This window comes from Bradyrhizobium sp. 76 (genome assembly GCF_023073025.1).
Classification (GTDB): Bacteria; Pseudomonadota; Alphaproteobacteria; order Rhizobiales; family Xanthobacteraceae; genus Bradyrhizobium.
The window spans coordinates 688,370-700,232 of the sequence record NZ_JADPIS010000149.1; the positions used below are offsets into that span (position 1 = coordinate 688,370).

Below are 11,863 nucleotides of genomic sequence, written 5' to 3' on the forward strand. Positions count from 1 at the left end.
CACGAAGCGGGCGGTGAGAAATGGATTCCGCCGCCCTGCGTTCGTCGATCTTCTACGGCGCTAGTTCTTGAGCACGATGCGGCCGACGACCTTGCCGGCGCGAAGCTCGTCGATCCAGGTCTGGACGTCGCCCATCGGCTCCTCGCGCATCGGTGTCGGCTTGATCTTGCCGGCGCGGGCGAGCGCCATCAGCTCGTGAGCCTCGGTGAGCGTGCCGACCATGAAGCCCTCGATGGTCATGCGCTTGTAGACCCATTGCACCATCGGCAGCGTGAACTGGCCGCCCATCAGGCCGGAGACCACGATCTTGCCGCCGCGCGCGGCGACCGCGACCGCGAAAGCCATGGACTTTTCATTGCCCGCGAAATCGACGATCTCGTCGAAGCCGCCATCGGTTTCCTTGAGGATGCGCTTGATCACGTCGGGCTCGGCCGGATCGTAGGCCACCGCCGCGCCGTTCTTCAGCGCGGTCTCGCGCGCGGCACCGCTGAGATCGGCGACCGTGATCGGCTGGTTGAACATGGCCGCCGCGAAGGAAAGGCCCATCATGCCGACGCCGCCGAGGCCGATCAGCAGGAGATTGCGCTGCCGCGGCCGGTCGACGAGGCGCTTGAGCGCGCCATAGGCGGTGACGCCGGAGCACATCAGCGTCGCGGCCTGGTTGACGGGCAGGGGATCGTAGTCGAGCAGATATTTCGAGTCGGGCACCAGCACGTGGGTGGCGAAGCCGCCGTCGATGGAGACGCCTAGAAAGCGCTGCCTGGCGCAGAGGTTCTCGTCGCCATTGGCGCAGTCGCGGCACTGGCCGCAACCGATCCACGGAAACACCGCCTTCTTGCTGCCGACGAGACCGGCGAATACGTCGGGGCCGACTTCGTCGACCACGCCCGCGATCTCGTGGCCGAGCGTGAAGGGCAGCGTCATGCCGCGCGTGGTGTCGAGCTTCTTGCCGCCGCCGAGATCGGCGTAGCCGTCCTGTATGTGCAGATCGGAGTGGCAGAGGCCGCAGCGCTCGATGCGCACCAGCACCTCGCTTCCTTGCGGCTTCGGCGTGTCGACGATGGTCTCGCACAGCGGCGCATCGAACTTGACAAGGGACTGCCGACGCATCAACGCCATATTTCTTCCTCCGAAATTATCTCTCTGTTTCGCTGCGTATATTGGCCAATTCACGGGCCATGGCAACAAAGCCGGAAATCGGAACGGTCTCCGCGCGCCGCGTCGCGTCGACGCCGGCAGCTGCGGCGAGCCGTGCGGGATCGGCGCCCAGCGCCTTCAGGCTTTGCCGTAGCATCTTGCGGCGCTGGCCGAAGGCGGCGGCGGCGACCTGTTCGAGCAGCTTGCGATCGCAGGCGAGAGGCGTTTCGCGCGGGATCAGTCGCACGACGGAAGAGGTGACCTTCGGCGGCGGCACGAAGGCGGACGGCCCAATGTCGAACAGGATCTTGGTCTCGCAGCGCCAGTTGGCGAGCACGCCGAGCCGGCCATAGGCCTCGTCGTCCTCGCGCGCCACGATGCGCTCGCCGACCTCGCGCTGGAACATCAGGACCATCATGTCGTACCAGGGCGGCCAGGGCTCGGTGGTGAGCCAGCCGACGAGAAGGTGGGTCGCGATGTTGTAGGGCAGGTTGGCGACGATTTTTGCTCGTTCGCCCGACAGCAGCGGGCGCGGGTCGAAGGTCATGGCGTCGCCATGCACGATCTCGAGACGGCCGGGATAGCGCGCGGAAATATCCTGCAAGGCAGGGATCGCGCGCTCGTCATGCTCGATGGCGATGACGCGTCTGGCGCCGAGCGCGAGCAAGGCGCGCGTCAATCCGCCCGGGCCGGGGCCGATCTCGATGATGGTAGAGTCCTCGAGCGGAGCCGCCGCACGCGCGATGCGCGCGGTGAGATTGAGGTCGAGGAGGAAGTTCTGGCCGAGCGATTTGCGGGCCGACAAAGCGTGCTGGCGAATGACCTCGCGAAGCGGCGGGAGGTCGTCGATCGCGCTCATCGGGTTTTCGCAGCCGCCATCCGGCTCGCAAGCCTCAACGCGGCGATCAGGCTTGCCGGATTGGCCTTGCCGGTCCCGGCGATGTCGAAGGCGGTGCCGTGGTCGGGCGAGGTGCGGATGAAGGGCAGGCCGAGCGTGACGTTGACCGCGTCGTCGAACGCCACCGTCTTGATCGGGATCAGCGCCTGGTCGTGGTACATGCAGACGGCGCAGTCGTAGCTGTTTCGCGCGGCTTCGTGGAACATGGTGTCGGCGGGGAGCGGTCCCTTCGCCTCGATGCCGTCGCTGCGCAACGTCTTGATCGCCGGCGCGATCACGGTCTGCTCCTCGTGGCCGAGCGAGCCGTCCTCGCCGGCGTGCGGATTGAGGCCGGAGATCGCGATGCGCGGAATGGCGATGCCGAAGCGGGATTTGAGTTCGGTCGCGACGATGCGCACGGTCGAGACGATCAGCTCGCTGGTGAGCTGGGCCAGTGCGTCGCGCAAGGAGACGTGGATGGTCACGGGCACCACGGCGAGCCGCGGCGACCACAGCATCATCACCGGCTGCGGCACGCGGCCGTCTTCCGCGGCGAGCTCGGCGAGGAATTCGGTATGGCCGGGATGGCGGAAGCCGGCGCGATAGAGCACGCTCTTGGCGATCGGATTGGTGACGACGGCGCCGGCGCGACCGTCGCGGACATCAGTGACCGCCTGGCGGATCGAGGCGAGCGCGGCCGGCGCGCTCGATGCGTCGGGCTTGCCGGGCTCGGCACTCGCGGGCTCGTCGCCGGTCGCGACCACGGGCAGGGCCTCAGGGAAAGCGGCCCCGGCCTCGCCGGCGCTCACCGAAGCGATCCTGACGTCGGCGCCGAGCGCTTTGGCGCGGCGCGCGATCAGCGCCTCGTCGCCGAGGAGATAGAAGGCGGGCAGGTCCAGTTCGCGGCGCTTGAGCCAGGCTGCGATAGTGATGTCGGGGCCGATGCCGGCAGGTTCTCCCAGCGTCAGGGCGAGAGGCTTGGTAGGCTGCTGGGCCATCAGCGGTTGCGATACTCGATCATCGCCGCCTTGCGGAGGTCCTCGAGATAGGCCTTCTGGGTCTTCTCGTACTTCTCCTGATACATCTTCTCGCGGACCTCGCGCTTCTTCGGCGTGTCGATCATGGTCGGCTTGCGCGAGCACAGCACCACCATCTCGATGCCCGCTTTGGTCGTCTCGGGGGCGGTGAGGTGGCCGATCGGCGTGTCGTCGAGGACCTTGCGTAGCGCCTCGGGCAATTCAGCGGTGGTCTTGGTGACGATGTCGCGGATGGTGGCGTTCGGCGTGGAGCGGAACAACGAATTGGCTTCTTCGCAGCTTCCGACGCGCGAGCGATATTGCTCGGCTTCCTTATGCCGCGTCTCCAGGAACGCCGGCGACGATCCGCGCGGCACGATCAGCACGATCGGCTGCATCTTGTATTCGGTGCCCTCGATCTGCAGCTTGTCGCCGGTCTGGGCCTGCACGGCCTGCGCGACGTCCTTCTCACCGACCAACAGCTTTTCCTTGAAGCGGCCGCGCACCAGGCTGCTCCAGACCATCTCGGCCTTCATGCGGCTCTTCAGGGTTTCGGGGCGGACGCCCTTGACCTCGAGCGACTTGGTGAGCTGGTCCGGCGAGATGCGCATGCGCTGCGCCATGCCATCGTAGGACTGGTTGATGTCGGAGACGCCGGGATCGACCCCGTATTTCTTGCCTTCCTTCATCTTCACCCGGTCGTCGATCAGCTCGTTGATGACCTCCTGACGGGCCGGTGTCTTCTGCGTCGTCAGCTGGTCGAGCTTGGAGCGCTGGTCAATGTCGAAGTCGGTGATGGGATCGCCGTTCACCATCACGACGATGTTCTGCGCGCGCGACGGCGTGCCGGCCAAGAGCAGGGCGGTGAGGAGGAGGAAGAGGCGGAAGACAGGCAATGGGATCGTCATATTTGTCGCTCGCATGTCAGCCGCGGTGAACCTGCGATCGGGAACACGCGGCCGGCACCTTCAAACCAATCACTGGAGACCGCTGCCGGAACTGCTGGTCGTCGCTGTGTTCGCCAGCGTGCGCAGGCCGATCTGGAACATGATCGCGTGGTTCAGCACGGGCGGCGTCGCGCCTGCGGAATAGCTATACGCTGTTACATAGTTCAAGCCGAGCACAAAACAATCGTCGACGTAGCCGGCACCGAGCACATACTGGTTGATCTTGTTGGCCTCCAGGTCCCAGCGCGCCGAGCCCGTGACCACCCAGTTGGCCGCGACCTTGATCGAGCCCGACGTCAGGATGCCCTCGCGGCGGGTCAGATAGCCGAGTTCCGGCTGCGCCGCGTAATTGCCGTACAGCATGCTGACGGACCAGCGGTTGAAGTTGGCGCGGCCTTCCGCCTCGAAGCGCTGGACGTTCCAGGTCTGCTCGTCCATGCGCGAGCGAACGCTGAACGTATAGGTGCTGTTGGGCGAATAGGCGGCGCTCGCCACATAGTCGGAGCGCGGCCTTTGCAGGCCGGAATCCACGCCGGTGTTGATGGAGTCCTGGACCGCGAAGGAGTTCATGCCGAACAGCTGGTAGGACTGGCCGAACAGCGTCTTGATGGCGCCGCCCCTGTCGAACTGCGTGGTGGACTGCACGCCGACATTGGCGCGGCCGCCGCCCTCGACACGGTCGTAACCGGAGAACTTGTCGACGCTGAACAGGTTCGAGGCGTCGAACACCATGCTCTGCGCGTCCTCGTTCGGGAGCTTGCCGGCATAGGTCTCGTTCGGCCGAATGATGATCTGCGCGATCGGCTCGATGGTGGTCGAGCCCCAGGGCTGAACGTTGATGAAGGGATAGCGGTATTCGAGGCCCACGGTCGGCATCAGGCGGAACGCCTGGGTGTCGCCAACAGGAAGATAGTTCGACACGCCCGGCTGGTTGGAGACCGAGGAGTTGATCGCATCGGCGCGGAGAATGGCGAACGGCGTCCAGATTTCACCGAACGGATCGGTGAAGGATTTGCGCCATTGCGCTTCGGCCGTCAGGCGGGTGTAGGTGCCCGGGAAGCCGCGCATCAGGCATTGCGACGGCGTGCGCGCGAGCGGATCGGCCGATGCCGTCGTGCACAGGCTGTTGGTGTTGGCGAGCGTCGTGATCGGATCGAACACCGCAGTGTCACGCGACAGGTTCACGAAATTGGTCTTGTAGCTGAACTCGCCGCCGAAGACCGGATAGTTCAGCACGTTCGAATAGTCGATCACGGGGTAGACGACCGGCACCTGGCTCTGGTTGCCCGAGTAGCTCAGCCAGTACATCGTGCGCGCGTCGAAGAAGCTGCGATTGCCGACACCGGTCAGGTAAAGCTGCGAGAGCGCATCCGTCGGCAGATACAGGAACGAGCCGAGCGGATCGCGATATTGCGACAACCGATAGTCCGAGAAGAAATAATAGTCGGACATCAGGACGCCGTCCCAACCCCAGACCCATTTGTCGTTCAGCGCGAACTGACCCTTGGTGTCGACGGCGCCGCGGAATTGCTTGTCGCCGGGCTGGCCGGCGAGCGCGCTCCGATCGAGCTGGTCGATGCCGTAGACGCGGATCTGATAGGCGCCGTCCATCAGGCGCTGGCGGAATTCGGCCTGGAACAGCACGCCCTGCTTGGACGTGATGCGCGGGCTGAAGGTCGCGTCCATGTCGGGCGCGATCGCCCAGTAGAACGGAACCTCGACGCCGTAGCCGAACGGCGTATTCGACGTGAAGCCCGGCATCAGGAAGCCGGTCTTGCGCTTCACGGTCGGGTCGGGCGTCGAGAAATAGGGCATATAGGCGATGGGCACGCCGAAGAATTCGAGCTGCGCCGTCTCGAAATACAGCATCTTCTCCTGCTGGTCGTGGATGATGCGCGCACCCTTGACCTGCCATAGCGGCGGCTTCTTCGGATCGTCCTTGCACGGCGCGCAGGCCGTGTAGACGCCGTTCTCGAACACCGTGTAGTTGCCGCTGGAGCGATCGGAGCGGCTCGCCGCCATGCGGGTCTGGTCGGCCGTATCGACGCGCAGCGAATCGACGAAACCGTCACGGTAGTCGTCGGACAGGTCCAGGATCTCCGCATAGGTGATCTTGCCGTCGGCATCCGTCATGCGGATGTTGCCTTCGGCATGGAGCCGCTTGGTCTTCTGGTCGTAGATGACCTTGTCGGCCTCGACGCTGGTGCCGTTGTAGAACAGCTGGACGTTACCGACCGCGGAGACGCGCGAATTGTTGTAGTCGTAGTCGACCTCGGTCGCCTGAACCAGCATCTGGTTGTCGTTGACGGCCTTCGGCGGCTTCGCACGCGGCGGCAGCGGATTGTAGGTGAAGCTCTGGGCGGAGGCCGGCGTTACGGCGGCAACGTCCACCACGCCACCGAGCGATGCCACGGCGGCGACAGCAAGCAGGAACCTGCGAATGGACAAGCCACACCCGTTCGCGCGCACCAATGTGCGCCGCGTCAAACGAGACACGGGCCCGCGGTGGACGGCCGTCACTATCCGTCCTCCTGATACAGCAAGGCCAAAAAGCCGGTGAGGCCGCCCACCACCACGGGCAACCACGCCGCAGCGATCGGATGCATCAACTCAGCCTTGCTCAAATCTTCAGTCACTTTCGACAGAACGTAGAGCAGAAAGCCTGCGCCCACGCCACTCAAAACCATCTTCTGCACGCCGCCCATCCGGAAGAAGCGCAACGACACGGAAGCCGCGAGCATCACCATGGCCGCAAGCAAAAACGGCTGTGCCAGAAGCTTCTGATACTGGAGTCGGTATCCGGCTGTCGCGAAGCCCGAGCTTTCGGACGAGCGGATGTAGCTCGGTAGTTGCCAAAAGGACACAGTCTCGGGTGTGGAAAAGCTGTTGCGGACCTGCGCCTCGGTCAGCGTCGTCGGCATCTCCAGACTGGCCTGATCGACCGGCGGCGAATCCAGCGAGAAGCGGCGGACGCCCTTGAACAGCCAACGGCCGGCCTCGAGCGTCGCCTCGCGCGCCTCGACCCGCTCCTTGAAGTGCTGCTCTGTGTCAAACCGGAACAGGGTGAGCCCAGTGAGCCGGACGCCCTGCTGCTCGCTGCGCGCTGCGTTGATGATGGTCTGGCCGTCATTGGTGACCTGATTGAGCCAGAAGCCGGAGGCGTCCTGAATGCCGCCGCCGGGTGCCGAGCCGAACAGCTCGGCTTCCATGCGCTTGGAGAGCTCGCGCAGATTTGCCGACATCGGATTGTAGGCGACGGTGGCGATCACGCCGATCAGCAGCGCGCTGCCGAGCGCCGGCGAGATGAATTGCCATGCGGAGACGCCGGCGGCGCGCGCGACCACGAGCTCGAGCCGGCGGGAGAGGGCGAGATAGCAGGTCATGGCACCGATCAGCATGCAGAACGGCGTCAGCTTCTCCAACAGCTGCGGCACGCGGAACAGCGAGGTCTCGGCCACCATGACTGCGGAGGCGGATGCGAGCCCCGAGGTCTTGCGCACCATCTCGATATAATCGACCAGCACCAGCAACAGGAAAATGCTGGCGAACACGCCGAGCGCCGCGACCACGAAACGGCCGGCGAAATAGCGCCCGAGTGTGTTGGTGAGCATGCTCATGCGGTGGCCGGGCGTCGGAACAGCCGCGCGATGCGCGCGTTCGACCTGTTGATGGCCTCCATGAGGCGCGGCGGCGGCTCGACCACGAGGCCGCCGATGATGATCGCCAGCCCGAGGCCGATGGCACCGATGACCATCGCATATTGGACCAGCACCGCGCCCGGCGATTTCACCGCCATCACCGAGCAGGCGAAGCCGGCCATGCGCAGGCCGAACACGGCGAGGATGGATGAGCCGATCGAGAAATTGCGGCTCTGGCGCGTGGTGCGAGGCGCACCCAGAAACGCGAAGGTCAGCACGGCAAAGGCGAACGGATAGATCGGCGCCAGCAGGCTGTCATGCAGGGCCGAGCGGAACTGGCCAGGAATCTGCTTGTAGACAGGGTCGTCCTCGGACGGCGAGAGCAGCTCCCAGAGATAGCGCTCGCGGATGCCGAGGGTGACGTCGCGGCCCTGGCCCGAAAACTTCGACATGTCGAAGCCGTAGCGGCCGAACGCCACCAGCGCGGGATCGCGCTTGCCGGCCTCGAAGCGCTGGAGATTGCCGGTCTCCAGCACCAGGAACGATCCGTTGTCGTTCTTCACGACTTCGCCGTGCTCGGCGACGATCGAGACCCGCTCGTTCGGATCGCGGCGGTCGTCGATGAAGATGCCGGCGAGGATGCCGCCGGGCTGGCGTTCGCGAATCCGGATCGTCAGGTTCTTGTCGAGCTGGGCGAAACGGCCGGGCTGCAGGATGTTGGTGAGCACGTCGGCGGTGATCTCGGCGTCCCACTGCTTGATCCGCCGCATGCCGTCGGGAGCGAGATAGGCCGCGATGAAGGCGACCAGCAGCGCCACCACGCAGGTGGCGTAGAAGAACGGATAGAACAGCCGGAACGGCGAGAAGCCGGCGGCATTCATCACGATGATCTCGGAATCGGTCGCGAGCTTGTTCAGCGTATGCGAGATCGCGATCATCAGCGCGATCGGCGAGATGATCAGGACCAGCGCGGGCACGACGAGGCTGGTGATACCGAGGAAGGTCAGGATGGTCTGACCCTGGCTCGTCATCAGGTCGATGCCGCGCAACGCTTGCGTAATCCAGATCACGCCCGTGAGGCTGACCAGGACCAGCGCAAACGACGCGAGCGTCGTGCGGAAGATATACCTATCGATTGACCCCATGCGCTACCGCACGAATCCCACCAAGTTCCCAATGCCGGCCGGAATTCCGGCTGTCCAACCAATCCCCGCAAGGGGATCCCCAAGGTCGGCCAACCATCTCATCCGCCGGCTTACTCTCTCAGTACCATCCCTTTGATCCGTCAACAAAATGGCTGCCCCGTGGCACCCTCAATATATGGTTAATATTTCCCTCGTTGTGGCCCCTCGGCCACGGGGGGTGCTTGGCATCTGCCGGGCCGGTGGCCCATAGTGTGGCACGCGCAGTGAATCGCCGTTCAGCTCCGGCCCGTGGCCGGGACCGCCGATCGGTAAAAAACGCAATGTTTTTGAGGAGTTACTCATGTCCGATGCCATCAAGGTCGGCTTCGTTCCATTGTCTGCCGCCGTCCGTGGCATTATGGTCGTGTTCTGCGACGACGCTCTGAAGCTCGGCCCGGCGACCGCCAAGGCGCTCGGCGGCGCCACCGAACTCGTGAAGCGGGCGGCGGCGGCCGCCGCCTTCAAGGGCAAAAGCGGTGCTGCGCTCGACATCCTTGCACCCGAGGGCGTGAAGGCCACCCGCCTGATCGTGATCGGCGCCGGCAAGGCGGCCGGCCTGAAGGCCAACGACTTCCTCAAATTCGGCGGCGTGGCGGCGAGCAAGCTTCCGGCCGGGGCGGCGGCCATGACCGTCATGGCGGAACTGCCCAATGGCGCCATGACGAGCGAGCAGGCGGTCGCGATCGTCTCGGGGCTGCGGCTGCGCACCTACAAGTTCGACCGCTACAAGACCAAGAAGAAGGACGGCGAGGAGGGCGGCACGCGCGCCGACGTCTCGTTTGCGGTCGGCGATGTCGTCGCCGCGAAGAGGGCGTTTGCATCGGCCGCTGCGATCGTGGACGGCGTGGTCATTGCGCGCGACCTGGTCAACGAGCCGCCGAACGTGCTTTTTCCCGAGGAGTTTGCGCGCCGCGCGGGCCTGCTCCGAAAACTCGGCGTCAGGATCGAGGTGCTCGACGTCAAGGCGATGGACAAGCTCGGCATGGGCGCGCTGCTCGGCGTCGGCCAGGGCTCGGCGCGGCCGAGCCGCACCGTGATCATGCGTTGGGACGGCGGCAAGAAGGGTGAGGCGCCGGTTGCCTTCGTCGGCAAGGGCGTCTGCTTCGACACCGGCGGCATTTCGATCAAGCCGGCCGGCAGCATGGAGGACATGAAGGGCGACATGGGCGGCGCTGCCTGCGTCGTCGGCCTGATGCATGCGCTCGCGGCACGCAAGGCCAAGGTCAACGTCGTCGGCGCCATTGGCCTCGTCGAGAACATGCCGGACGGCAACGCGCAGCGCCCGGGCGACATCGTCACCTCGATGTCGGGCCAGACCATCGAGATCATCAACACCGACGCGGAAGGCCGCCTGGTGCTTGCCGACGTGCTCTGGTACGTCGCCAAGAAAACCAAGCCGAAATTCATGGTGGATCTGGCGACATTGACCGGCGCCATCGTGGTCGCGCTCGGCACCGAGCATGCCGGCATGTTCTCCAACAATGACGAGCTTGCCGAGCGGCTGCTGGCGGCCGGCATCGAGAGCGGCGAGAAGGTCTGGCGCCTGCCGCTTGGCCCCGAATACGACAAGCTGATCGACTCCCAGTTCGCGGACATGAAGAACACCGGCGGACGCCATGGCGGCTCGATCACCGCGGCGCAGTTCCTCCAGCGCTTCGTGGACGGCACGCCCTGGGCGCATCTCGACATCGCCGGGACCGCCATGGGGGCGCCGAAGACCGACATCAACCACAGCTGGGGAAGCGGCTATGGCGTTCGCTTGCTCGACCGTCTGGTCGCCGACCACTACGAGCGCAAATGACCCGAGATGACTGAAGTCCTGTTCTACCATTTGCAAAACATGACGGTGGAGAACGTGTTGCCGCCGCTTCTCGAGAAATCGCTCGAGCGCGGCTGGCGCGTCGTGGTGCAGTCGACGTCGCCGGAGCGCGCCGATACGCTCGACGCCCATTTGTGGACCTATCGCGACGGTTCCTTCCTGCCGCACGCGACATGGCGGGTCAGCGACGTCGCCGATCAGCCGATCGTGCTGGCGGTCGAGGAGGACAATCCGAACGGTGCCAATGTCCGCTTCCTCGTCGACAACGCCGCGCTGCCGCAGGACGCGCAGGGCTATGAGCGCATGGTGCTGCTGTTCGATGGCGACGATCCGGACGCGCTTGCGTTCGCCCGCAGCGCTTGGACGGATTGCAAGGCGCGGGGATTTGATGTCACCTATTGGCAGGCTGACGAGCGGGGCCGGTGGCAGAAGCGGAATTAGCGGTCGCTCGCAATTAATGATAATTTGCACTTTTCGGGTGATGATGGCTTTTGTCACCTTCGTGCCGCAAAGTGATGTTGCTACAATTGCTTAGGGCCGATCCTTCACTCGGGGAATTTAGTTTATCGTGCGACATCAAAAGCTTCCCAGCTCGCTCGTAATTGCGTTGGCGGCCGTAGCCCCGCTGGTCGCGGGCTGTTCGGGCGGGACCGATCTGTTGTCCAGGGATGCCCAGTGGTTCAACACGCCCAGCCGCCTGTTCATCAAAAGCATCTCGATTGAGTCGCCGCCGCTGACCCCCGACAAGCCGGTTGGGGCCGAGGATCTGGTCAGCGCCGACGGGGCTTGTGCCGGCATGGCGCCGCCGCCCGGGCCGGCCGATGCGAATGCGTCGACGACCGCGCCGGCTCCGATGGGCGGCACCGTCGCGCTCGGCCACACCGAATGCGACGTGGTGCGCGGCATCGGCGCGCCCTCGAGCGTCAATCTCTCCGGTGATGCCGCCGGCAGGCGCGTTGCGGTCGTGACCTGGACGACCGGTCCGCGTGCCGGCATCTACACCTTCACGGCCGGCCGCCTGTCCTCGATCGAGGGCACGCCGGAGGCGCCGGTCATGCCGAAGGCGACCAAGCCGAAGCCGAAGAAGAAGTCGGCGTAACACGGGTCGGCCTTTTGCCCTGAAGCTGGTTGCGGCTGTCGATGCGATCAGCCGCGCACGCTCGTCCCCTTCGTCAAGCGGCTTTGCATCCCTATTGCGATGGCAGAGGCGTGAGTCGTGATCTCTCCCGTTCGCGCTCGCCGGCG

Annotated in this window: 10 protein-coding genes; 3 read left to right on the forward strand and 7 right to left on the reverse strand. The window is 65.1% G+C overall.

The window, feature by feature from the left end; genetic code table 11:
* Window positions 1-60: 60 nt before the first annotated feature.
* The 7 genes from IVB48_RS38820 to lptF all read right to left on the reverse strand — a co-directional run bounded on the left by IVB48_RS38820 (window position 61) and on the right by lptF (window position 8,760).
* Complete coding sequence (locus IVB48_RS38820) at window positions 61-1,119, reverse strand: alcohol dehydrogenase (RefSeq protein WP_247408435.1); 1,059 nt, start codon at window positions 1,117-1,119, stop codon at window positions 61-63.
* Window positions 1,120-1,135: 16 nt separating this feature from the next.
* Window positions 1,136-1,996, reverse strand: coding sequence for a 16S rRNA (adenine(1518)-N(6)/adenine(1519)-N(6))-dimethyltransferase RsmA (rsmA, locus tag IVB48_RS38825; protein ID WP_247360601.1), 861 nt, complete (start codon window positions 1,994-1,996; stop codon window positions 1,136-1,138).
* Window positions 1,993-3,012, reverse strand: a complete 1,020-nt coding sequence (pdxA, locus tag IVB48_RS38830) for a 4-hydroxythreonine-4-phosphate dehydrogenase PdxA (RefSeq protein ID WP_027569678.1) — start codon at window positions 3,010-3,012, stop codon at window positions 1,993-1,995. The genes rsmA and pdxA overlap by 4 nt, the downstream gene beginning before the upstream one ends.
* Window positions 3,012-3,938: a SurA N-terminal domain-containing protein gene (locus tag IVB48_RS38835; RefSeq protein ID WP_027569679.1), complete on the reverse strand. Its 927-nt coding sequence runs from the start codon at window positions 3,936-3,938 to the stop codon at window positions 3,012-3,014. The genes pdxA and IVB48_RS38835 overlap by 1 nt, the downstream gene beginning before the upstream one ends.
* 69 nt (window positions 3,939-4,007) lie before the next feature.
* Window positions 4,008-6,497, reverse strand: a complete 2,490-nt coding sequence (locus IVB48_RS38840; RefSeq protein WP_247408437.1) for an LPS-assembly protein LptD — start codon at window positions 6,495-6,497, stop codon at window positions 4,008-4,010.
* Complete coding sequence (gene lptG, locus IVB48_RS38845; protein WP_247408439.1) at window positions 6,497-7,594, reverse strand: LPS export ABC transporter permease LptG; 1,098 nt, start codon at window positions 7,592-7,594, stop codon at window positions 6,497-6,499. The genes IVB48_RS38840 and lptG overlap by 1 nt, the downstream gene beginning before the upstream one ends.
* Window positions 7,591-8,760, reverse strand: a complete 1,170-nt coding sequence (gene lptF / locus IVB48_RS38850; RefSeq protein WP_027569682.1) for an LPS export ABC transporter permease LptF — start codon at window positions 8,758-8,760, stop codon at window positions 7,591-7,593. Before lptF ends, lptG begins: the two co-directional genes overlap by 4 nt.
* A 340-nt stretch (window positions 8,761-9,100) precedes the next feature.
* Here lptF and IVB48_RS38855 point away from each other — a divergent pair, with 340 nt between their 5' ends.
* The 3 genes from IVB48_RS38855 to IVB48_RS38865 all read left to right on the forward strand — a co-directional run bounded on the left by IVB48_RS38855 (window position 9,101) and on the right by IVB48_RS38865 (window position 11,717).
* Window positions 9,101-10,600: a leucyl aminopeptidase gene (locus IVB48_RS38855; protein WP_247408441.1), complete on the forward strand. Its 1,500-nt coding sequence runs from the start codon at window positions 9,101-9,103 to the stop codon at window positions 10,598-10,600.
* 6 nt (window positions 10,601-10,606) lie between these two features.
* Window positions 10,607-11,059 (forward strand): DNA polymerase III subunit chi, encoded by a 453-nt coding sequence (locus IVB48_RS38860; protein ID WP_247408443.1) that lies wholly within the window; start codon window positions 10,607-10,609, stop codon window positions 11,057-11,059.
* 166 nt (window positions 11,060-11,225) lie between these two features.
* Window positions 11,226-11,717, forward strand: coding sequence for a hypothetical protein (locus IVB48_RS38865; protein WP_018459090.1), 492 nt, complete (start codon window positions 11,226-11,228; stop codon window positions 11,715-11,717).
* Window positions 11,718-11,863: the final 146 nt, after the last annotated feature.